Raw genomic sequence first — 20,040 nt, 5'->3', positions numbered from 1 at the left:
CAGGGGAAGCTATCCTGCCAGGCCGCTCGATGCCAGACCACGCGAATGGTCCAGCGCGATTTGCCGCCTCACTCACACAGCACTGTGACGATGCCCTGATAGCTGCCGGCCGGGAAGATGCCGCTCGATTTGGTGGCGGTGAGGTCGACCTGCATGGCGTGGGTGCCGTTGACGACCCTTTGCGGCACGCCCCCATTGTTGTCGACGCCCGAGCCATCGAGGCGGAAGACCGAGACGAAGGTCACGTTGGTGCCACCGCCGCTCGGCGCGGACGAGAATGCCGCAGGCGCCGGCGCTGAAACCGAATAACAGTCCAGCAGGTTGAACAGCGAGCACAGCGTGGAGCTTGCCACCACGGTGGCGCTGGCGCTCGATCCGCCTGCCTGCTTGGATCCGAGTATGCCGATGGCCGGATTTGCGGTCATCGTTCCCGATGCCCCGACCATGATGGTGCAGGTGCCGATGATCGCCGCCTGCGCCGGAAGGCAGAAGCCGGCGAGCGCGGCCATCGCAAGCAGCGCTCGGTTATTTCTTCTTCTTTTTCTTGCCATCGCCGCTTCCGGTCCTGATGCTCCAGCCTTCGTTGGCCCATCCGGGTGATGCGGCCACGGGCGTGGGAGCGCTGGCGGCCACGCTCGCCGTCGGGCCGTCGCCGCCGAGGCCCATCTTGAGCAGTTTCAGCTCCAGTTGCAGGCGCTCGACCTCGAGTTCATAGAGGCGGCTGCAATCGACACGTTTCGGCGCACGACCGATCGGGATCACCACGCGGCCGTAGGTGGCGACGTCGTTGTTCGACTGGCTGTTGCCTCTGATAACGCCGAGGTCGAAATAGGCGCCGGTGCCCGACACCGCCGAACGGCAGGTGGTGCCGTCGGAAGCGTGGACCTCGTCCTGGCCCTGAGGCAACGTCACGCCGGGCAAATTGAAGCCGCTCTCGTTCTGATTGAGGTTGTAGACATCCTCGGCCAGCACCGGCGAGATCCCCGCCCACATTGCCGCACACGCGACTGTCAGGACTTGCGGTGCCCAAAAAACTTTCCGCATATCTGTGCCTTTATCTGCGTCTGTTGATTGGGAAAGGGGATGCTCTCGGTACAGATACGCACTTTACGCTCGGCAGCGCCGCCGAAGGGCACGACCACAAGGACGGGGCGGGAAGCCTGCGAGCCCAGCTGAAAGACGCTCGGAGAGATCTTGGCGTCCACTGGCTGAAAATTCTGATCGTAGACGTGGATTTCGACCCTTATCTTCTGGCCGTAGGGATTGGCGGGGAAGACGCGGACCGCGAAGGCGTCGGTGAAACTGTTGACCTCGCCCCGCATCGGCGACATCGACTGGGCGTTGGCCGCAATGGCCGGCAGGCAGACGGCCACCGCCGTCGCCAGGATTCGTGCATGTTTCAAGGACCTCTCCTTCGCGACGGCCTATTCGCAGCGCAGTGTTACCGTTGCCTGATAGTTTCCGGTGGCAAAGCGGTTGCTGCCGCCCTTGGTGCCGGCGAGATGGACCGAGACAAGGTCGGCGCCGGGGACAGTCAGGGCGGTGGAGGACGCCGTTTCCGCGATCGTGTGGGCGCCGCTGGCAGAATAGGTCGGTGTCCAGGTGATGGCCGTGCTGTCGGCGGCCGGCACGGTGGTGAGGGTCACCGGATCGACGCTGAGCGAAACACCCCCGGTGGTGGTGAGCGTGACTGTTCCAGCCGAACCGCCGCTGTTGTGGGAGCTCAGCGACTGAAGGTCGGCGCTCACCGTCATCGTGCCGTTGGTGCCGACAACGAGCGTACAGGTCGCGGTGACCGTGCCATTAAAGATAACATTCTGCGTTGTGGCCATCGCCGCGCGGTCCAGGCACGCGACCAGCAAGGCTGCACCAAACACGGTGCGGAACAACTTCATCGAGATCCTCCTATTAAGTCGGATCGCCCGAATTAATACGGGTCATCATCGCTTTATCGTGGTTAATTTAGCGTAAACTTAAATAAGAGGCCGAAATAAAGCTCTTGAAGAAACCGGCGGTTGTCCACGGTTGTATCCAGAAATTCCAAAATCACGCGCAATAATACTGCGCATTTTCAAATGTTCGTATATATTCTCCGCAGCAGAAAGCAAAAATCGACATTTCACGACGAAATCTGCCCCGCCTCCCAGCCCAGGATGGCGCGCTTGCGGGTCAGGCCCCAGTGATAGCCGGTGAGATCGCCTGATTTGCCGATGGCGCGGTGGCACGGCACCACGAAGGAGAGCGGGTTGGCGCCGTTGGCGGCGCCGACCGCGCGGCTGGCGCTCGGCGCACCGATGCTGGCCGCGATCGCGGAATAGGTACGGGCCTTGCCCATAGGGATCTGGAGCAGCGCCTCCCAGACGCGGACCTGAAAGTCGGTCCCGATCATGACGACATGAAGCGGCTGATCGGCGCGCCACAGCGTCGGCTCGAAGATGCGCGCGGCATAGGGCCCTGTCGCTTCCCTGTCCTCGACATAGAGCGCGTTCGGCCAGCGGCCGGACATGTCCGCAAAAGCGGTGCGTTCCTCGCCGGGGTCGCAGAAGGCGAGGCCGGCAAGCCCGCGGTCGGTGGCCATGATCAGGGCAGTGCCGAACGGGGAGGTGTGATAGCCGTAGCGGATGGTGAGGCCAGCGCCGCGCGTCTTGTAGTCGCCCGGTGACATCGCCTCATGGGTGACGAACAGGTCGTGCAGCCGGCCGGGGCCGGACATGCCCAGTTCGAAGGAGGTTTCGAGCAGAGGCATGCCGGAATCGAGCAGCCTGCGCGCATGGTCCAGCGTCACCGCCTGCAGGAAGGCCTTGGGCGACAGGCCGGCCCAGCGAGTGAAGAGTTTTTGCAAACCGGTCGGCGTCTCGCCGACCTCCTCGGCCAGTTCTTCCAGCGATGGCTGGTCGCGATAGTCGAGGCTGATCTTCTCGATGGCGCGGCGCACGATCTCGTAGTCGCTGCCCTCGGGCGTGATGTCCTTCTTGAGGACTGCCGTGTGTGTGCTCATGGACCTGTCTCCTTGGGCCGGAATATCGCCTCTTGGGGCGCCGATCGCCACCCGAAACTTGCCTTCTTGCAGCACTTGCCCAGATAGACTCCGGGTTCGAGCCCGGACGGAAAACCGCTTCTTTTCCTGGAATTGCTTTAGCGCGCCTTGGCGGTCGCCAGCGCGCGCGCGAAGGCGGTGGCGAAGCTCTCGCGGGAATCGGGGTCGAGGAAGCCGCCGATCGGCACGTTCTGGCCCTGTGCTTCCACGATCATTCTGGTGATGCCGATCTCGGCGTGACGGGCGACCGAAAAACGCGCCCAGAAAGGGTTGAAGCGATGCGCTTCCGATTTTCCCGAGGGGGCCGTCTTGCGGATGTCGAGGCTGGTGCGCGAGACCGACACTTCCTCGCGGGCGCGTGCGGCCCGATAATTGACGCGGAAGGCGATGTAGACGGCAATCACGTCGATGCCGAAGAAGCCGAACACCGGCCAGGCGCCGCGCGACAGGAAAAACGCACCCGTGACCAGCCAGCCGAACATCAGTGCGCCCATCAGGATCAGGAAGCCCGTCCGGCCCAGCGACCGGTGTGGGGTCAGCAATGCGTGAAAGAAGGGCTCATCAGCCTGAAACGAGGCGTTTGTGTCGCTCATGACAGGATACTATAGGAGGAAAATGGCCAGCCCCAAGTCCAAAGAATCTTCCATGCCCGAAAAAGAGCCGCCGTCCGGACGGCGCGACGGCTCCAATGCCAAGCCGCGTTCACGGCCCGCGCGGCGGACTTCGCGCTACAGCCCGGCCGAAGTGCACGAGATATTCCGACGCTTTTCGGTGCAGCGGCCAGAGCCGAAGGGCGAGCTTGAACATGTCAACCCCTTCACGCTGCTTGTGGCGGTGGTGCTGTCGGCGCAAGCGACCGATGCCGGCGTCAACAAGGCGACGCGGGCTTTGTTCAAAGCCGCCGATACGCCGCAAAAGATGCTGGCATTGGGTGAAGCCAGGGTCGGCGACTATATCAGGACCATCGGTCTCTGGCGCAACAAGGCCAAGAACGTCATCGCACTATCGGAGGCGTTGATCCGCGACCATGGCGGCGAGGTGCCCGATGACCGCGACGAGTTGGTCAAGCTGCCCGGTGTCGGGCGCAAGACCGCCAATGTCGTGCTCAACATGGCCTTCGGCCAGCATACGATGGCGGTCGACACCCACATCTTGCGCATCGGCAACCGGCTTGGCCTGGCGCCCGGCAAGACCCCGGAACAGGTCGAGCAGGGACTTCTAAAGATCATCCCGGACGAATATATGCGCCATGCGCATCACTGGCTGATCCTGCACGGCCGCTATGTCTGCAAGGCGCGCAAGCCGGATTGTCCGGCCTGCGTTATCGCAGATATCTGCAAGGCAGAGGTGAAGACGACCAGCATTCCGGCACCGCTGGTGCCGATCGCTCCGCTTGAAACGATTGCCGCCGACGATCAGTAGCCGTAGCCACGCGCCATCGCCGCGGCGAAAACCGGGATCAGCAGGAAAACGAACGCCTCGGCGCGGATATAGGTCTTCACCGAGGCCAGTTCGCCGACAGGCACCGCGAAGGCAGGATTGGCGCTCGCCTGCCGGCTCCAGGACATGAAACGCACGGTCGGGATGATCGACAGCAGGCCGACGGTGCCGAATGCCGCCATCTTGGCCCAGAACACTCAGTTGTAGACGTAGAACTCCCAACCCTTGAGCCCCCAGGCGACACGGCCGATGCCGACGATGATGATGAGCGCGGCGATGATGCCGTAGTGGCGGTCGATGCCGGCGAGCCGCTTGAGCGTCGCGACCGGCAGATCCCCACGGATCAGCACGAATTCGGCGCCGATGATCCCGGCTAGCGAGAACACCAGCAGATGGTGGATGATGGCGAGCACGAGGTCGGTGGTGTCCATGCGGATTTCCTTGGATCGGCGGCAGTGGCCGGGGCGTGAAAAATTGGGACGTGCTGAAACAGCCGGCGTCGAAAATAACACCGCCGCGCGAAAATCCCATAGCGCCCGGATGTCGTGAAGGCTGCCGGACGTTGCGCCTTGGATGATGGTTCCTGGTTCCTGGCTCTTGCACCGCGCCGGCGATTTGTTAACCGCAGGCCGTAACGCGAGACAAATCCAATGAACACGACGCAAGCGACCATCGCCCCGGTCATCGAGACCCCGCGAACCATCCTGCGGGCACACCGGCTCGGCGATTTCGATGCCTATGCCACGATGTGGGCCGACCCCGTTGTCACCCGTTTCATCGGCGGCAAGCCGCGCACGCGTGAGGAAAGCTGGATGCGCTTCCTGCGCCATGCCGGCCTGTGGTCGCTGCTTGGCTACGGCTTCTGGGCCATCGAGGAGAAAGCGACTGGCCGCTTCGTCGGTGAGGCCGGGTTCCACGATCTGAAGCGCGACATGGAGCCGTCGATCGAAGGTATCCCCGAGGCGGGGTGGGCGCTCGCTCCGGCCGCGCACGGCGCCGGCCTTGCCACGGAGATCGTCAGCCGCGTGCATGGCTGGGGCGACGAGACGTTCGGACGTGCCAGAACCGTCTGCATCATCGATCCCGAGAATACGGCTTCGTTGAACGTCGCCAGGAAGTGCGGCTATACCGAGCTGACGCAGACCCTCTATCACGACGCGCCTACCATCCTGCTGGAGCGGCTGCCCTGAGCGGCGTCATCGACTGGACATACCCGCTCTGCTAGCATCGATCATCAAGCGAGGGGATCGATCGATGCATGCATTAAAGTCGACAATCATGAGGTTTTTCTGGGCGGGGCTTGTTCTCGCGCTGACAGTGCGGCTCGCGGCAGCCGACGCGACGGTGCCGACCGCCGATATCGCGGGCGCCGCCGACAATCAATTGGCCAAGCGCTACGAAGGCTCTTTCATCGTGTCCTACGCAAAGCTTGCCTTTACCGACTTCAGCATACCGCTGTCGCCCCTGAAGCCAAGTGCAGATCCCAACGCGCGCGACGCCATGAACAATCGCGTTTTCGCGCCGGACAAGAAGGCCGAGGTGGAGGGTGCCCTGACCCGTATCGCCTATGTGCTGCCGGCCGAGCGGTCGCCGCTCGAGGTACTGCGCAATTATCAGGATGTGATCAAGGCAGCAGGAGGCGAAGTCCTGTTCGAGTGCAAGAAGGAGGAATGTGGCGGCGCCGCCGACCGCTCGTCGAGCGGCGGCGGCGGCGACATGAGCCTGACGATGTATTCCTTCCATGAAAGCGATCTCAAGGACGCGGCATTCTCCAATGGCGCTTGCGCGTTGGCTACCGGCATCAGCGACCAGCGCTATTTCTCGGCCAAGGTGCCGCAGGACGGCGGCGACGCCTATGTCACCGTGCAGACCTATTCGTTGACCGACGATCTCTACTGCAAGAAACTCAACGGTCGCACCGTCGCCGTTGTGCAGGTGCTGGAACCCAAGGCGCGCGACAGGAAAATGGTGGTCGTCGAAGCTGCCAAGATGGCGGACTCGCTCTCCGCCACCGGCAGCATCTCCCTCTACGGCATCTTCTTCGACACCGACAAAGCTGACATCAAGCCGGAGTCCGAGCCGACGCTGAAGGAGATTTCGACGCTTTTGACCAATGAGCCCGAGATGACCGTCATCGTCGTCGGCCATACCGACAATCAGGGCGTCTTCGATTACAATCTCGATCTGTCGTCCCGGCGGGCGCAGGCGGTCAAGGCGGCGCTCGTGGCGAAATACGGGATCGATGCGTCGCGGCTTACGGCGGCCGGAGCCGGCATGATGGCGCCCGTCGCCAGCAATGACGAGGAGACCGGCCGCGCCAAGAACCGTCGGGTGGTTTTGGTCAAGTTGAACTAAGCGCTTTCGAGCGCTTCAAACTCTTTGTTGCGACGCAATACGGACAGGAAACCACCCACACTTTTCCGCGCGAATGGCTGTGGGCCTATAGCGGCCCGGCGGCACGGCCGCTTCCTGAAGATGAGAGCACGGACAGTTGAGGCTTATGCCTGCTCGAGCGGCGCGGGCTTGGGCAGCGCCAAGGTGTTCACCAGCGTCGAGAGATCGGGCTCGTCGATGAGCATCGCGGCCTCGGCCGGCGCCAGCCAAGCCCGCTGCCGCCGCTTGGCCTCCTGCCAGTCGGCAAGCTCTTCCGTCACTTCCAGCAGAAACACGATGACGTCAACGCGGACAAAGCGGTTGGCCAAGCGTTTCCAGTAGGAATAGGTGCCCACCGGCTGCTTCAGCGTTTTGCCAAGCACCCCGGCTTCCTCCAATGCCTCGATGGTGGCTGCCTTGTGCCCGCTCTTGCCTTTCATCGGCCACCCCTTGGGCACGATGAAGCGTCTCGTCGTTCTCGATGTGACCAGCATCACCTCGATACCGCCGCGCGGGTTCAGCCGAAAGGGAATGGCCGCCACCTGGCGGATCCTTTCGCCTTTCTTGGCCTGGCGCACGGCCTTTTTCTTGGTGGCTGCCATCTTGATAATCCAGTCGCTCCAATGCCCCTTAGCGTGATGCGACGCCTTTGCAAAATCCAAACTGCCGCAGGGGCACCTAAAGTGCCCTACCATGTAAGTCGGCTAAATAAAAGAAGATGCCCGTCGATCAGCGGCAGGTGCTGACGGCGGTGTTGCCGATTATCTGCGTCTGGCAGCTCGGCCTGACCTGCGGAACGACAGGCGGCGGCTGCTGGACGATAACGCGATCCTGGGCACGATACTGCTGTTGCTCTTGCTGAAATTGCTGCCGCTGAATCCGGCTCTGCAAGGCCTGCAGGTCATCCTGCTGGATGAGCACATTGTTTCTGGCCGCAGGATCGAGCACCTGCGCGGAAGCAGGCGATGCAAAGCCGACGAAAGCCACCCCGGCCAGCACCGCCAGCACGAAACTCATAGGTGTACGACGCATGTACATCCGCTCATTCCTGCAAGAAAACCTCATCGCACCAGATATATAGGGTGTATGTCCTGCGATGCCATGGCGGGAATACGACGTGGACCTCAACAACCTCGACGGCGAAGCTCCGCTGAACTTCCTGTCGATCGACAAGCTGTTCACCGAATATGCGGTGGCCAAGGGTTCGGCGACGGCCGATTCCGGCATCGAGGCGAAGACCTTGCATCCGGCAGTGGACTTCAACGTCCAGTTCAAGGTGGATAACGGCACCGATCTCGTTCTCTACGCCGACGATCCGACCTTCCTCGAACTGGCGCAGGATCCGGGTTCCGGCACTCACCGATCCGGGCGTGTTCCAGATGGCGCAGTGGCCGCTTTGCGGCTGCGGAGAATCTGCCCGGCTATCCGGCATTGCACTTGACGGAAGCGATCGATTCGCCGCTCTATCGGGTCGGCGCCGGCCTCGAGCCGAAAGGCGTCAATGCGTCGGCATGTCCGTCAGGTATAATGGCGCCTTCGGGGAAACGGTCAAACAGAATGCAGTCAGCGCGTCTCTCAAGGCCAGTTTCTAGACTGGCTCGAGGCGGAGCCGGGAGAGGTCTTGATGAGGAAATACGCGTATTTCGCAGCAGTGCTGGGTGCCGCCTGTATCGCCGGCCTGCCGGCCATGGCGGCGCAAGCCAAGAGCGACAAGGTGACGGCAACACCGCCCGCCGCAGTTGACGCGCCGCAGCTGCCCGGCGGTGCATCGGCCTTGTCCGAAACTCACGGTGACTGGACGGTCAATTGCCAGATATCGGGCACGAACAAGGTCTGCAGCCTGTCGCATCAGCAGTTCAACAAGCAAAGCAACCAGCGGCTGCTGGCGATCGAGCTGTCGAGCAAGACCGGCGAGGATGCGACCGGAACCCTTGCCCTGCCGTTCGGCCTGGCGCTTGCCAAGGGTGTCGCGCTGACCATAGACGACCAGAAGCTCGATGGCAGCCTGCCGTTCAACACCTGCCAGGTGGTCGGCTGCCTTGTGCCGGTGGCGTTCGATGCCAATGTCACGCCGCTGCTGAAGAACGGCACCACACTCAAGATCGACGCGTTCGCGGCCGATACCGGGCAAGTCGTAAGCTTTTCAATTCCGCTCAATGGCTTCGGCGGGGCGCTTGCCCGCACGGCTGAGCTTTTGGCCAACTGACGGCTTAGCGCACAGCACGCGACAGGATGTTGGCGGCTTCCGTCAACACTTGTCAGACGACGATCGTTTTCAACCGCTCGGCGATGAGCGCGGCGAGCCGCGCCGCCACCTCGTCCTTGGTCATTTCAGGCCATTCCTCGATGCCGGTCCTAGACACGATCCGGACCCGGTTGCGATCGCCGCCCATCACGCCTGAAGGACCGATGCCGCTGGTCTGCGACACATCGTTGGCGACGATGAGATCGGCACCTTTCTTGCTGAGCTTGGCCTCGGCGTTGCGCAAGAGATCCTGCGTCTCGGCGGCAAAGCCGACGACCAGGCCGGGTCGCTGCTCGTGGTGACCGACACCAGCCAGGATGTCGGGGTTCTCGACCATGCGCAGCACCGGCGGGCCTTCGCCCGCGACCTTCTTGATCTTCTCACCGGCCGAATTCTCGGTGCGCCAGTCGGCAACGGCGGCGACGAATACCGCGGCGTCGGCAGGCAGAAGCTGTTCCACCACGTCGCGCATTTCCTGCGCTCGCTCGACATGGATGGTTTTCACGCCGGCTGGGTCGGCAATGCTTACGGGACCGGAGACAAGTCGGACATCGGCGCCAAGCCTTGCCAATGCCGCGGCGATGGCATGGCCCTGCTTGCCGGACGACCGGTTGGCGATATAGCGCACGGGATCGATCGGCTCGTGCGTCGGGCCTGACGTGACGATGATCTTGCGCCCCGCCAGCGGTTTGGGCCCGGCATCGAGCAGCGCCTCGACCGCGGCGACGATCTCCAACGGTTCGGACATGCGGCCTTCGCCGGCCTCGTTGCTCTCGGCCATCTCACCCTTGGCGGGGCCGACGAAGGTGATGCCGTCCTTGCCTAAGGTGGCGCGGTTGCGGCGGGTGGCGGGATGCGACCACATCTTCGGGTTCATGGCCGGGGCCATCAGCACCGGCTTGTCGGTGGCGATGAGCACGGTCGAGGCCAGATCGTTGGCATGGCCATTGGCGAGCTTGGCCATCAGGTCGGCGGTTGCGGGCGCCACCACCAGGAGGTCCGCCTCGCGCGACAGCCTGATGTGGCCGACATCGTGTTCATCGTTGCGGTCGAACATGTCGGTGAAGACATGGTCGGCGGAGAGCGCCCCGACCGACAGCGTCGTCACGAATTCCTGCGCCGCCGACGTCATGACCACCCGCACCGCCGCACCACGCTCGCGCAGCCGGCGGATCAGATCGAGCGCCTTGTAGACTGCGATGCCGCCGCCGATGATGAGCAGGATGCGCTTGTTGGAAAGTGTGCCTCGCGGCAAGCTCTTGACTGCCAAGGCCGACGCCACGGTCGGGGCGTCTTGCGAATTGGCCAGTTCAAGGAGGGCTTTCTCGATCTGATCGAGACGGCCAACCGGGCCGATCTGGCCGTCGACAGCGGCCCGCATCATCACCCGCGCCTGTTCTTCCATGGAGCGATCGTTTTCCGCCGCCAGCCGGCGCAGCAGTTCCTTGACCTCATCATCAAGGTTGCGGATCGTGATGCTGGCCATATGATTGCACTCTACTCATCTTGCCCGATAGCGATGATAGCAATGCAGTCAAATTGCCGCAAGCCGCAGGCCTCGGAGCGACCGGGGCCTAAAGAAGCTTCCAGGCGATATAGACCAGCGTCAGCGCGATCACCCACAGCGCCACACGGCCAGAACGGCTGTAGCGTGCCTCGGCCTTGCCGATGGCGCGGGCGGTCGCCTCATCGAAGCGCAGGCCGTGCTCGGCCATCAGGTCGATCTCTCGCGACAGCCGTTCCGTACGGGCCGCGAGTTCCGGTGCCTGGCGGATTAGCGCCAGCATCGCCTTGCCGCCGTCGCGCGCGTCGGTCAGCAAGCCGCGCGGCCCGAGGTTGCCGGCTATCCAGCCGCTGACTACCGGCTCGGCGGTCCTCCACATGTTGAAAGCCGGATCGAGCGTGCGCGCCACGCCCTCGACCACCACCATCGTTTTCTGCAGCAGGATCAATTCAGGCCGTGTCGCCATGTCGAAGAGTTCGGTCACCTCGAACAGCAGCGTCAAAAGCTTGGCCATAGAAATGGTTTCGGCCGGCTGGCCGTGGATCGGCTCGCCGATCGCACGGATCGCCTGCGCGAAGGCGGAGACGTTGTGCTGGCGCGGCACATAGCCGGCCTCGAAATGCACCTCGGCGACGCGCAGATAGTCGCGTGTGATGAAGCCGTAGAGGATCTCGGCGAGGAAGCGGCGCTCCTTCTTGCCGAGGCGTCCGGCAATACCGAGATCGACGGCGACGATGGTGCCGTTTGCCTCGACGAACAAATTGCCCGGATGCATGTCGGCGTGGAAGAAGCCGTCGCGCAGCGTATGGCGCAGGAAGGACTGGATGAGATTGGCGGCGATCGCCTTCAGGTCATGGCCGGCGGCTTCAAGGCCGGCGAGGTCGTTCATCTTGACGCCGTCGACCCATTCCATGGTCAGCACGTCGCGACCGGTGCGTTCCCAGTCCACCGAAGGGACGCGAAAGCCAGGGTCTTCCCTGGTGCTTTGGCCAAGTTCCGAGAGGGCGGCCGCCTCGAGGCGCAGGTCCATCTCGATCCTGGTAGTCTGCGCCAGCGTCTCGGTTACTTCGACCGGCCTCAGCCGGCGCGACGACCGTATGTATTTTTCCTGCAGGCGGGCGGCGAGGAAATAGCTTTCGAGGTCGTGGAAGAAGCGGCGGCGCACGCCCGGCCGGATGACCTTGACCGCTACCTTCCTGGCGACGCCGCCATCGACGGTTTCAGCGGCATGGACCTGAGCGATGGAGGCGGCGGCGACCGGGTCGCCGAATTGCTTGTAGAGATCGCCGAGCTTGCGTCCGAGCGAGGCTTCGATCGCCGCGACCGCCTCGGCCGTCGGGAAGGTGTGCATCTTGTCCTGCAGCATGGCGAGATCGAGCGCCATGTCGTTGCCGACGACATCGGGCCGCGTCGCCAGGAACTGGCCAAGCTTGACATAGGAAGGCCCGAGCCGGACCACTGCCTTGGCCAGCCGATCGCTACGCTCATAGGCAAGCGCGCGGCGGCGGGTGAACAGCCGCGCCAGCCGCCAGCCGAATTTCGGCAGGCCGGACAGTTCCTCGCCGGGCAAGGCAGCGACGACGCCCTCGCGCACCAGCACCCAACCGGCCCGTACGAGCCGGAACCCCGCGCTGACGGTGCTCATGGCCGCGTCCGCCCCACCGGTTCATTGAACTGGCGCAAGACACGTCGCGTGTTGGAGGTGGGCGACGACGTCAAAGCTTCCAGCCCGAATGCAGGGCCGCTATGCCGCCTGAATAGTTGCGGAAGGAGACGCGATCGAAGCCGGCGCGGGAAATCATCGCCGCGAAGTTTTGCTGATTGGGGAATTTCGCGATCGATTCGACCAGATAGGAATAGGGCTCGCCGTCGCCGGTGACCAACTTGCCGATCCTGGGAATGGCATTGAACGACCAGGCTTCGTAGACCTTGTCGAGCAACGGCATCTCGACCTCGGAAAACTCCAGGCACAGGAAGCGGCCGCCGGGCTTCAGCACGCGGAACGCCTCGTCCAGGGCCACGTTGATATGCGGGACGTTGCGAATGCCGAACGCGATGGTGTACGCGTCGAAACTGGCATCAGGCAAGGGCAGTTCCTCGGCGTTGGCCTCGACGAAATCGGTGTTGCCGGACAGGCCTTTCTTTTCGGCCCTGTCACGGCCGACAGCGAGCATCGAGCCGTTGATGTCGAGCACGGTGGCATGGGCATGGCCATGGCTGGCATCGACGATGCGGAAGGCGATGTCGCCGGTGCCGCCGGCAACATCGAGCACACGCCAGCCCGAGCGCTTGGGCGGATTGAGCCAGGCGACCATGGCATCCTTCCACAGCCGGTGCAGGCCGCCTGACATCAGGTCGTTCATCAGGTCGTAGCGATTGGCGACCTTGTGGAAAACATCGTTGACCAGGGACTGCTTCTCGCCTTCCCCTACACGCTTGAAACCATAGGAGGTTTCCATGCCGCCGGTGGCCGTGGTTCTCTCAACTGACATTTTTTTGATCCGTCATAAAACCGGCGGGACCATAGCCGATCGGTGATGCGGGCGCTATTGTTTAAGGCGCGGTGTTCAGCCGCGCTTCCAGGTGGTGGGTTTTCAAGACCTGGACTGACCGACGGGATGTTTGAATGCCTTTGAAAGCGGAACTGCACTGCCACATCGAAGGGGCAGCGGCGCCAGATCTCGTCATCCGCCAGGCGCAGAAATACGGCAAGGATACCTCGCCCTATATCCAGAACGGGTCCTTCGTCTGGCAGGATTTCACCTCCTTTCTCGCGGCTTACGATTTTTCCGCCGACCTGTTCCGGACCGAGGAGGATTACGCGCGGCTGGCCGACCATTATCTGACCAGCCTGGCCCGCGACGGGGCAGTCTACTCCGAGGTGTTCACCTCGCCGGACCACGCGACGAAAGCCGGACTGTCACCCAAGGCCTACACCGATGCGCTCGGCGAAGGCATGCTGCGCGCCAAGGCCAAGACCGGCATAGAGGGCCGTATGATCGTCACCGGCGTGCGCCATGTCGGCGTCGAATCGATCGAGCGGGCGGCACGCTTCGCGGCGCGCTGCGGCCATCCGCTGGTCACCGGTTTCGGCGTCGCCGGCGACGAGCGCACGGGCGACATGGAAGACTATGTCAGGGCTTTCGAGATCGCGCGGGAGGCCGGGCTCGGCATCACCGTCCATGCCGGCGAACTGACGGGCTGGGAGACTGTCCAGGCGGCACTCGACCATATCCGCCCGTCGCGCATCGGCCATGGCGTGCGCGCCATCGAAAATCCCGACCTTGTCCGGCGCATCGCTGACGAGGGCGTCGTGCTGGAGTGCTGCCCCGGTTCCAACATCGCGCTCAAGGTCTTCGACAGTTTCGCCGACCATCCGTTTCCGGCCCTGCAGGCGGCGGGCTGCAAGGTGACGCTCAACTCTGACGACCCACCCTATTTCTGGACCTCGCTGAAGCGCGAATACGACATTGCGGCGGAGCATTTCGCGATGAATGAGAAAGCGCTCGCCGCGGTCACCAGGACGGCCATCGAGGCGGCTTTCGTCGACCGCAAGACCAAAGCGGCGCTTCTTGCCCGGCTGAACAGTGCCGCTCGCTGATTTCTTCCGACAAAGCTGTGGTCGATGTGGCCAAGCGGTTCCTTGGCCGGTCCAATACCGCTAGGGTTCGCCCAAGCAGCTTGAAGCGCGACACGTCCGAAAGGGTCCATGCGCGCGGTTTCGGGCGACACCGCATCAGGAGAACATCATGAAGGGCGTCACCGTCGTCGACCATCCGCTTGTCCAGCACAAGCTGACCATCATGCGCAAGAAGGAGACCTCGACGGCCGGCTTCCGGCGGCTGCTGCGCGAGATTTCGCTGCTGCTCGGCTATGAGGTCACCCGCAATCTCGAACTGACGACGACAACGATCGAAACGCCCATGGAGACGATGGAAGCCCCAACGCTGGAGGGCAAGAAACTGGTCTTCGCCTCGGTCCTGCGCGCCGGCAACGGCTTGCTCGAAGGCCTACTCGACCTGGTGCCGGCGGCCCGCGTCGCCCATGTCGGCCTCTACCGCGATCACGAGACGCTGGAGGCTGTCGAGTATTTCTTCAAGGCGCCGAGCGACCTCGCCGACCGGCTGGTCATCGTCGTCGACCCGATGCTGGCGACAGCCAATTCGGCGATCGCGGCGATCGACAAGTTGAAAGAGCGCGGCGCCACCAATATCCGCTTCCTGTGCCTGCTGGCGGCGCCCGAAGGCATCGAGCGCTTTACCAAGGCGCACCCGGATGTTCCGGTCTTCACCGCGTCCATCGATCGCCAGCTCAACGAGAAGGGCTACATCATGCCTGGGCTCGGCGACGCCGGCGACCGCATGTACGGGACGAAATAGGCTGTCTGATCGTCTCAGGTCTATAGAACGTCCCCGTACCGGCGAATTGAGCAGTAGTTCTCTGGCATCCAAGGTATTTTCGCGTGTTACCCATACTCGGATTCTTGCCTCGATTAAGGCGCCCCACGAAAGACACAAGGCGGATCTTCATCAGTGGGACGGGGAGGGCTGGAACCACTTATCTTGTCGAGCTGCTAACAGAGCTTGGTCTGGATACCGGCGAATGGTCGGCGACAGATTATTCTCCGAAAGCCCGAGCCGGCCTGGAAAGAGGGATCTTTGATCCGTGTGGCCCGAGAATAATCAAGAGTCCATTTCTATGTGAGAATGTGGACGCGGTCTTGGCTGCTGGCATTAAGATAGATCACGTCGTCATTCCGGTCCGACGGTTTGAGGATGCCGCGGCCAGTCGAGCTTACGTGCAGGAAATAACAACTGGCTCGCCAGACGGCTCCTCGGTTGCGGGAGGACTGTGGGAGACGGACCATGCGGATGAACAGATTGGCGTTTTGTATCGTAAGTTCGCAAATCTGATTGAATCATTGTCAAGAAACGACATTCCGATGACGCTAATCTCCTTCCCACGTAGCGCAACGGATCCCCAATACCTATTTGGCAAACTGTCGTCTCTAATGCCAGGCGTTAGCGAATCCATGTTTCAGCAGGCGTTTTCACGAATAGCGAAGCCGTCATTGATCCATAAATTCGCATAGGCCAGGAGCAACACTACTGATACAGGCTGGCGATTCCCCTGCCCGATACGGTTCGTTTACGAAAACCTGCGGTTTCGGCCCGCGTTAAAAAAGCAAACACCATAACGTGGTAAGTGTCGACTTCACCAAGGCCGATCCATGCTGCGCAAGCTTCTCATTCTCAGCGTCTTTGCCGGTGCGTCGGCATCGATCCCGGTTGTCTACCAGTCAAATCCGCGAGTATTCGAAGACCTGCTGAAATCGGCGGTGACGGCCAAGCCTGGGGCCGAGACGCAACCCGAGGCCAGTCTGGCGTCTGTTCCCGACAAGCCGGTGGCGCCGCTGCCAACCGGCCGCAAGGTCGTGGTTGCGGCTGACGGGCGTGGACACTTCTCGTCCACCTTCAAGCTCAACGGCCGTCAGGTCGACGGCATGATCGACACCGGCGCGACGCTGGTGGCGGTCAATACGTCGACGGCGCGCAGGATCGGGCTGTCGCTCAATCCTTCCGATTTCAGTCATGAGGTCAGCACCGCCAACGGCGTTATCAAGGCCGCGGTGGTGATGATCGACCGCCTGCAGATCGGCAGCATCAGCGTCGACGGTGTGCAGGCGATCGTGCTCGACGACAAGGCACTGCGCACCAACCTGATCGGCATGAGTTTTCTCAACCGGCTCGGCAAGTATCAGGCCGAGAACGGCACATTGCTGCTGGTTCAGTAGGGTCCACTCAGTCGCGCGGCAGAATCCGCCGAATGACCGACTTGTCGGCGACCGGCTTCGAAGCACCGATCGCATAGGCTGAAAGCACGGCCGCGGCAGCCGCCTCGGCATCGGACGGCGAGCGGGCGTGGATTAGCGCCAGCGCATCTCCGGCGTTTACTTCCGCGCCTATGGGCAGCAGCCTGGTGATGCCGACCGCCGGGTCGACCTTGTCGTCGGGCCGTGTGCGCCCGCCGCCCAGCCCGACCACCGCGAGGCCGATGTCGCGGGTGGCTATGCCGGTAACGAAACCGTCCGTCGTCGCCTTGACCGCGAATTCCGTTGCCGCCCCGGGCAGGTATTTTTCCGGCTTTTCGATGAAATCCGCAGGGCCGCCAAGCACGGTCACCATGCGCGCGAAGGTGACGGCGGCGCGGCCGCTGGCGAGCGTCTCGGTGGCGCGGCGCATCCCGTCCTGGTTGGACGATACCAACCCTGCCGACTGCAGCATTTCAGCGGCAAGCGCAAGCGTCACGTTCTCCAGCCGCCGGTCGCGCAAGCGGCCGGTCAGGAAATCGACGGCGTTGCGCACCTCGACGGCATTGCCGGCGGCCGAGGCCAGCGGTTCGTTCATGCCGGTGATCAGCGCCGAGACCTTCAGCCCGGCGCCGCTGGCGACCTCGACCAGACTGTTGGCGAGCGCGGTCGCATCGCGGGATTTCTCCATGAAGGCGCCATTGCCGACCTTGATGTCTAGCACCAGCGATTGCAGGCCTGCCGCGAGCTTCTTCGACAGGATCGATGCGGTGATCAGCGGCACCGATTCCACGGTTCCGGTGACGTCGCGGATGGCGTAAAGCCGGCGATCGGCAGGTGCCAGATCGGCGGTCTGGCCGATGATGGCGCAGCCTGTTTCCAGCACCGCCTTGCGGAACAGCGCGATGTCGGGCTGGCTGATGTAGCCGGGAATGGCATCCATCTTGTCCAGCGTGCCGCCGGTATGGCCGAGACCTCGGCCCGAGATCATCGGCACATAGGCACCGCAGGCGGCGACGATCGGCGCCAGCATCAGCGAGACATTATCGCCGACACCGCCCGTCGAATGTTTGTCGGTGACGGGGCCCGGCAAATCCGACCAGTCGAGCACGTCGCCGGAATCGCGCATGGCAAGCGTCATCGCCACGGCCTCGTCGCGGCTCATACCGTTAAAGAATACCGCCATGGCGAAGGCCGCGACCTGGCCGTCGGTTACGGTGCCCGACGTCACGCCGTCGATGAAGGCGGCGATTTCGTGAGGCGCCAGCCTATGGCCGTCGCGCTTGTGACGGATGATTTCCTGCGGAAGCATCAGCTCTCCAGCAGCCCGTCACGGAACACGCGCTGCAGCACCGTTGCCAGCCGCGAACCGCCAACCGGCGCCATGTCCTTGGTTTCCTGGTGCGAAAGCTCGGCGCCGGTCATGCCGGCGGCCAGGTTGGTAATGACCGAGCAGGCGGCGACGCGCAGGCCGAGGAAGCGGGCGAGAATGACTTCCGGCACGGTCGACATGCCGACGGCGTTGGCGCCCATGATGCGCGCCATGCGGATTTCGGCTGGCGTCTCGAAGCAGGGGCCTGAGAACCACATATAGACGCCCTTGTGCAGCGCTGTGCCGGTCGCCTTCGCCGCGCGTTCGATCGCGTCGCGCATGCCGGCATCATAAGCTTCGGTGAGGCCGACGAAACGGCGGTCGCTCGGCTCGCCGATCAGCGGATTGGTGCCGGAGAAGTTGATGTGGTCGGTGAGCAGCATCACCGAGCCCGGCGGCATATCCGGATCGACCGAGCCGGCTGCGTTGGTGAGGATCAGTTTCGTGATGCCGATGCCGGCAAGCACTTCCAGCACCGGCCGCATCGCCGCCGCAACGCCATGCTCGTAGTAGTGGGCACGGCCGGACAGCATCAGCACCGGAACGCCGGCAAACAGCCCGGCCACCACTTCGCCGGCATGGCCGCTGACACCGCTCCGGGGAAAGCCGGGCAGGTCGGCATAGGAGACGCGGAGGGGATTCTCGATCCGGTCGACCAGGCCGCCCAGGCCCGAACCCAGCACCAGCGCGGTCGACGGCGCCAGGCCGTCGAGCCTTTCGATAAGATGGTCCAGCGCCTTTTCCGTCATGTCAGCCTACGTTTCATTTCAGCCAGCCTTTTCATTTTGAGCCAGCTTATCATTTGAGCCAGCTTGTCTTTTGAGCCAGCTTTTCATTTGAGAATATCGCCGCGAAAACCATAGGGCAGCATGTCGCCCATCGTGACTGTTTCTGCGACGCCCGTAGCATCGCACAGATAGAGCTTCGTTTCCGGACGGCAGAATTCGGCCAGCCGCTGGCGGCAGCCGCCACAAGGCGAGCATTTGGCCATGCGTTCGGCGAGGACGGCGATTTCCACGATCTTGCCACCGCCGCCCATTATGTAGTGGCCAAGCGCAGTGGTCTCGGCGCACCAGCCTTCCGGATAGGAGGCGACCTCGATATTGGCGCCGGTGAAGATGCGTCCGTCCTCGGTGCGCAAGGCGGCACCCACCGGGAATTTCGAGTAGGGCGCATAGGCCTTGGCCATGGCGGACTTGGCCGCTTCGAACAGATCATGCGACATTCAGTTGTTCTCTCCGATGATCGTGTCCAAACCCGGTGCTTCGTCCGCCGAACTGTCGACCCTTAGCGTTCCTTGACGTAGGGCACGCCGCCGGCGCGCGGCGGTATGGCCTTGCCAATGAAGCCGGCGAGCAGGATGACGGTCAGCACATAAGGCAGGGCCTGCATGAACTGCACCGACACCTTGCCGACAATGGGCAGCGGTGTCCCCTGCAGGCGGATCGACGCCGCGTCGAGGAAACCGAACAGCAAGCAGGCGAACATGGCGTTGACCGGCTTCCATTTGGCGAAGATCAGCGCGGCCAGCGCGATGTAGCCCTTGCCGGCGGTCATGTCCTTCACGAAGCCACCATTCTGCACCATCGACAGATAGGCGCCGGCGACGCCGGTGAGGATGCCGGTGCAGATCAGCGCGCGGTAGCGCAGCCACGCGACCGAGATGCCGGCGGTGTCGACCGCGGCCGGATTTTCGCCGACCGCGCGCAGCCGGAGACCGAAGCGCGTGCGAAACAGCACCCACCAGGTGAACGGCACCATCGCAAAGGCGAAATAGACGAGGATCGAATGGCCGGAGATCAGTTCGGCATAGATCGGACCGATGACAGGCACGTCCCTGGCCGCGTCGGCGCCAGGCCAGATGATCGCCTCGAACCGCTCGCCCGGTTGCAGCGCCGGCGTGCGGCCGCCCTGCTGGAACCAGGCCTGGCCAAGGATGATGGTCGATCCGGCGGCGACGAAGTTGATCGCCACGCCTGAAACGATCTGGTTGCCGCGATGGGTGATCGAGGCAAAGCCGTGCACCAATGCGAAGGCGACAGAGATCAGGATCGCCATGCCGAGACCGATGAGCGCCGAATGGAACACGGAAGCCGCGGCAGCACCCGCGAAGGCGCCGACCAGCATCTTGCCTTCGAGGCCGATGTCGAAAATGCCGGCCCGCTCCGAGTAGAGGCCGGCGAGGCAGGCAAGCAGCAGCGGCACCGACAGGCGGATGGTCGAATCCAGCACCTGGATGATTGCGTTGAAGATATCCATT

Annotated in this window: 23 protein-coding genes and 1 pseudogene; 8 read left to right on the top strand and 16 right to left on the bottom strand. The window is 63.1% G+C overall.

Going from position 1 to position 20,040, the window contains the following annotated elements:
* Positions 1–68: 68 nt before the first annotated feature.
* The 6 genes from FJ960_RS03960 to FJ960_RS03935 form a co-directional block, all read right to left on the bottom strand.
* On the bottom strand, positions 69–551 hold the full coding sequence (locus FJ960_RS03960) for a hypothetical protein (protein WP_140712018.1): 483 nt from the start codon (positions 549–551) through the stop codon (positions 69–71).
* Positions 526–1,044 carry a hypothetical protein gene (locus FJ960_RS03955; RefSeq protein ID WP_140502964.1) on the bottom strand — a complete coding sequence of 173 codons (519 nt, stop codon included), beginning with the start codon at positions 1,042–1,044 and terminating at the stop codon, positions 526–528. Before FJ960_RS03955 ends, FJ960_RS03960 begins: the two co-directional genes overlap by 26 nt.
* Positions 1,011–1,403 (bottom strand): hypothetical protein, encoded by a 393-nt coding sequence (locus tag FJ960_RS03950; protein WP_140712016.1) that lies wholly within the window; start codon positions 1,401–1,403, stop codon positions 1,011–1,013. Before FJ960_RS03950 ends, FJ960_RS03955 begins: the two co-directional genes overlap by 34 nt.
* A gap of 21 nt (positions 1,404–1,424) precedes the next feature.
* Positions 1,425–1,895 (bottom strand): hypothetical protein, encoded by a 471-nt coding sequence (locus tag FJ960_RS03945; protein ID WP_140502960.1) that lies wholly within the window; start codon positions 1,893–1,895, stop codon positions 1,425–1,427.
* A gap of 224 nt (positions 1,896–2,119) precedes the next feature.
* Positions 2,120–2,998 (bottom strand): bifunctional helix-turn-helix domain-containing protein/methylated-DNA--[protein]-cysteine S-methyltransferase, encoded by an 879-nt coding sequence (locus FJ960_RS03940; RefSeq protein ID WP_140712014.1) that lies wholly within the window; start codon positions 2,996–2,998, stop codon positions 2,120–2,122.
* Between the two features lie 137 nt (positions 2,999–3,135).
* Positions 3,136–3,630, bottom strand: coding sequence for a DUF2244 domain-containing protein (locus FJ960_RS03935; RefSeq protein WP_140502957.1), 495 nt, complete (start codon positions 3,628–3,630; stop codon positions 3,136–3,138).
* A gap of 22 nt (positions 3,631–3,652) precedes the next feature.
* On the opposite strand from FJ960_RS03935, the gene nth reads away from it, so the two are divergent.
* Positions 3,653–4,459, top strand: a complete 807-nt coding sequence (gene nth / locus FJ960_RS03930; protein WP_140502955.1) for an endonuclease III — start codon at positions 3,653–3,655, stop codon at positions 4,457–4,459.
* Here the strand turns inward: nth and FJ960_RS03925 are convergent.
* Positions 4,453–4,908: pseudogene (locus FJ960_RS03925) on the bottom strand (DUF2214 family protein). The gene nth and the pseudogene FJ960_RS03925 overlap by 7 nt on opposite strands.
* A 219-nt stretch (positions 4,909–5,127) precedes the next feature.
* On the opposite strand from FJ960_RS03925, the gene FJ960_RS03920 reads away from it, so the two are divergent.
* On the top strand, positions 5,128–5,667 hold the full coding sequence (locus tag FJ960_RS03920; protein WP_140502952.1) for a GNAT family N-acetyltransferase: 540 nt from the start codon (positions 5,128–5,130) through the stop codon (positions 5,665–5,667).
* Between the two features lie 88 nt (positions 5,668–5,755).
* A complete protein-coding gene (locus FJ960_RS03915) occupies positions 5,756–6,832 on the top strand; it encodes an OmpA family protein (protein WP_140712340.1) in 1,077 nt (358 codons plus the stop codon).
* A 143-nt stretch (positions 6,833–6,975) separates the two neighbouring features.
* Here the strand turns inward: FJ960_RS03915 and FJ960_RS03910 are convergent, their stop codons facing one another.
* Together FJ960_RS03910 and FJ960_RS03905 are read right to left on the bottom strand one after the other, a co-directional pair.
* Positions 6,976–7,452 carry an NUDIX hydrolase gene (locus tag FJ960_RS03910; protein ID WP_140502948.1) on the bottom strand — a complete coding sequence of 159 codons (477 nt, stop codon included), beginning with the start codon at positions 7,450–7,452 and terminating at the stop codon, positions 6,976–6,978.
* A 127-nt stretch (positions 7,453–7,579) separates the two neighbouring features.
* A complete protein-coding gene (locus FJ960_RS03905) occupies positions 7,580–7,882 on the bottom strand; it encodes a hypothetical protein (RefSeq protein ID WP_246672622.1) in 303 nt (100 codons plus the stop codon).
* Between the two features lie 85 nt (positions 7,883–7,967).
* Between FJ960_RS03905 and FJ960_RS03900 the strand changes: the two genes are divergently transcribed.
* Together FJ960_RS03900 and FJ960_RS03895 are read left to right on the top strand one after the other, a co-directional pair.
* Positions 7,968–8,291 (top strand): hypothetical protein, encoded by a 324-nt coding sequence (locus tag FJ960_RS03900; protein ID WP_246672610.1) that lies wholly within the window; start codon positions 7,968–7,970, stop codon positions 8,289–8,291.
* 183 nt (positions 8,292–8,474) lie between these two features.
* A complete protein-coding gene (locus FJ960_RS03895) occupies positions 8,475–9,056 on the top strand; it encodes an invasion associated locus B family protein (protein WP_140712010.1) in 582 nt (193 codons plus the stop codon).
* A gap of 52 nt (positions 9,057–9,108) precedes the next feature.
* Here the strand turns inward: FJ960_RS03895 and coaBC are convergent, their stop codons facing one another.
* The 3 genes from coaBC to ubiE all read right to left on the bottom strand — a co-directional run bounded on the left by coaBC (position 9,109) and on the right by ubiE (position 13,091).
* Positions 9,109–10,581, bottom strand: coding sequence for a bifunctional phosphopantothenoylcysteine decarboxylase/phosphopantothenate--cysteine ligase CoaBC (coaBC, locus tag FJ960_RS03890; protein ID WP_210243274.1), 1,473 nt, complete (start codon positions 10,579–10,581; stop codon positions 9,109–9,111).
* A gap of 88 nt (positions 10,582–10,669) precedes the next feature.
* Positions 10,670–12,244, bottom strand: coding sequence for a 2-polyprenylphenol 6-hydroxylase (gene ubiB / locus FJ960_RS03885; RefSeq protein ID WP_027143013.1), 1,575 nt, complete (start codon positions 12,242–12,244; stop codon positions 10,670–10,672).
* A gap of 70 nt (positions 12,245–12,314) precedes the next feature.
* Positions 12,315–13,091, bottom strand: a complete 777-nt coding sequence (gene ubiE, locus FJ960_RS03880; RefSeq protein ID WP_140712008.1) for a bifunctional demethylmenaquinone methyltransferase/2-methoxy-6-polyprenyl-1,4-benzoquinol methylase UbiE — start codon at positions 13,089–13,091, stop codon at positions 12,315–12,317.
* A 134-nt stretch (positions 13,092–13,225) separates the two neighbouring features.
* Here ubiE and FJ960_RS03875 point away from each other — a divergent pair, with 134 nt between their 5' ends.
* The 3 genes from FJ960_RS03875 (at position 13,226) to FJ960_RS03865 (ending at position 16,393) form a co-directional block, all read left to right on the top strand.
* Positions 13,226–14,200 (top strand): adenosine deaminase, encoded by a 975-nt coding sequence (locus tag FJ960_RS03875; RefSeq protein ID WP_140712006.1) that lies wholly within the window; start codon positions 13,226–13,228, stop codon positions 14,198–14,200.
* A 148-nt stretch (positions 14,201–14,348) separates the two neighbouring features.
* On the top strand, positions 14,349–14,978 hold the full coding sequence (gene upp / locus FJ960_RS03870; protein ID WP_015315749.1) for a uracil phosphoribosyltransferase: 630 nt from the start codon (positions 14,349–14,351) through the stop codon (positions 14,976–14,978).
* An 851-nt stretch (positions 14,979–15,829) separates the two neighbouring features.
* The gene (locus tag FJ960_RS03865) at positions 15,830–16,393 is read left to right on the top strand and encodes a TIGR02281 family clan AA aspartic protease (RefSeq protein ID WP_140502937.1); all 564 of its coding nucleotides are present in this window, start codon (positions 15,830–15,832) and stop codon (positions 16,391–16,393) included.
* 7 nt (positions 16,394–16,400) lie between these two features.
* Here FJ960_RS03865 and deoA read toward each other — a convergent pair whose 3' ends face one another.
* The 4 genes from deoA to FJ960_RS03845 form a co-directional block, all read right to left on the bottom strand.
* Entirely contained in the window at positions 16,401–17,720 is a 1,320-nt protein-coding gene (deoA, locus tag FJ960_RS03860; RefSeq protein ID WP_140712004.1) for a thymidine phosphorylase, read from the bottom strand.
* A complete protein-coding gene (locus FJ960_RS03855) occupies positions 17,720–18,529 on the bottom strand; it encodes a purine-nucleoside phosphorylase (RefSeq protein ID WP_140712002.1) in 810 nt (269 codons plus the stop codon). The genes deoA and FJ960_RS03855 overlap by 1 nt, the downstream gene beginning before the upstream one ends.
* A gap of 83 nt (positions 18,530–18,612) precedes the next feature.
* The gene (gene cdd, locus FJ960_RS03850) at positions 18,613–19,005 is read right to left on the bottom strand and encodes a cytidine deaminase (RefSeq protein WP_140712000.1); all 393 of its coding nucleotides are present in this window, start codon (positions 19,003–19,005) and stop codon (positions 18,613–18,615) included.
* Positions 19,006–19,067: 62 nt separating this feature from the next.
* A complete protein-coding gene (locus tag FJ960_RS03845; protein ID WP_140502929.1) occupies positions 19,068–20,039 on the bottom strand; it encodes an ABC transporter permease in 972 nt (323 codons plus the stop codon).
* Between the last annotated feature and the right edge of the window lies 1 nt (position 20,040).

The organism is Mesorhizobium sp. B2-3-11 (assembly GCF_006442215.1).
In the GTDB taxonomy this organism is placed as follows: domain Bacteria; phylum Pseudomonadota; class Alphaproteobacteria; order Rhizobiales; family Rhizobiaceae; genus Mesorhizobium; species Mesorhizobium salmacidum.
Note: the sequence above shows the minus strand (reverse complement) of the source record. Positions and strands in the feature narration are given on the sequence as shown.

Excerpts from the sequence above, each read along its gene's own strand:
- upp (WP_015315749.1), top strand. The coding sequence starts at position 14,349 with ATGAAGGGCGTCACCGTCGTCGACCATCCGCTTGTCCAGCACAAGCTG.
- nth (WP_140502955.1), top strand. The coding sequence starts at position 3,653 with ATGGCCAGCCCCAAGTCCAAAGAATCTTCCATGCCCGAAAAAGAGCCG.
- cdd (WP_140712000.1), bottom strand. The coding sequence starts at position 19,005 with ATGTCGCATGATCTGTTCGAAGCGGCCAAGTCCGCCATGGCCAAGGCC.
- FJ960_RS03940 (WP_140712014.1), bottom strand. The coding sequence starts at position 2,998 with ATGAGCACACACACGGCAGTCCTCAAGAAGGACATCACGCCCGAGGGC.
- FJ960_RS03855 (WP_140712002.1), bottom strand. The coding sequence starts at position 18,529 with ATGACGGAAAAGGCGCTGGACCATCTTATCGAAAGGCTCGACGGCCTG.
- FJ960_RS03865 (WP_140502937.1), top strand. The coding sequence starts at position 15,830 with ATGCTGCGCAAGCTTCTCATTCTCAGCGTCTTTGCCGGTGCGTCGGCA.
- FJ960_RS03875 (WP_140712006.1), top strand. The coding sequence starts at position 13,226 with ATGCCTTTGAAAGCGGAACTGCACTGCCACATCGAAGGGGCAGCGGCG.
- FJ960_RS03905 (WP_246672622.1), bottom strand. The coding sequence starts at position 7,882 with ATGCGTCGTACACCTATGAGTTTCGTGCTGGCGGTGCTGGCCGGGGTG.
- ubiE (WP_140712008.1), bottom strand. The coding sequence starts at position 13,091 with ATGTCAGTTGAGAGAACCACGGCCACCGGCGGCATGGAAACCTCCTAT.
- FJ960_RS03895 (WP_140712010.1), top strand. The coding sequence starts at position 8,475 with ATGAGGAAATACGCGTATTTCGCAGCAGTGCTGGGTGCCGCCTGTATC.
- FJ960_RS03910 (WP_140502948.1), bottom strand. The coding sequence starts at position 7,452 with ATGGCAGCCACCAAGAAAAAGGCCGTGCGCCAGGCCAAGAAAGGCGAA.
- FJ960_RS03845 (WP_140502929.1), bottom strand. The coding sequence starts at position 20,039 with ATGGATATCTTCAACGCAATCATCCAGGTGCTGGATTCGACCATCCGC.
- FJ960_RS03960 (WP_140712018.1), bottom strand. The coding sequence starts at position 551 with ATGGCAAGAAAAAGAAGAAGAAATAACCGAGCGCTGCTTGCGATGGCC.
- deoA (WP_140712004.1), bottom strand. The coding sequence starts at position 17,720 with ATGCTTCCGCAGGAAATCATCCGTCACAAGCGCGACGGCCATAGGCTG.
- FJ960_RS03935 (WP_140502957.1), bottom strand. The coding sequence starts at position 3,630 with ATGAGCGACACAAACGCCTCGTTTCAGGCTGATGAGCCCTTCTTTCAC.
- coaBC (WP_210243274.1), bottom strand. The coding sequence starts at position 10,581 with ATGGCCAGCATCACGATCCGCAACCTTGATGATGAGGTCAAGGAACTG.
- ubiB (WP_027143013.1), bottom strand. The coding sequence starts at position 12,244 with ATGAGCACCGTCAGCGCGGGGTTCCGGCTCGTACGGGCCGGTTGGGTG.
- FJ960_RS03920 (WP_140502952.1), top strand. The coding sequence starts at position 5,128 with ATGAACACGACGCAAGCGACCATCGCCCCGGTCATCGAGACCCCGCGA.
- FJ960_RS03915 (WP_140712340.1), top strand. The coding sequence starts at position 5,756 with ATGAGGTTTTTCTGGGCGGGGCTTGTTCTCGCGCTGACAGTGCGGCTC.
- FJ960_RS03955 (WP_140502964.1), bottom strand. The coding sequence starts at position 1,044 with ATGCGGAAAGTTTTTTGGGCACCGCAAGTCCTGACAGTCGCGTGTGCG.
- FJ960_RS03945 (WP_140502960.1), bottom strand. The coding sequence starts at position 1,895 with ATGAAGTTGTTCCGCACCGTGTTTGGTGCAGCCTTGCTGGTCGCGTGC.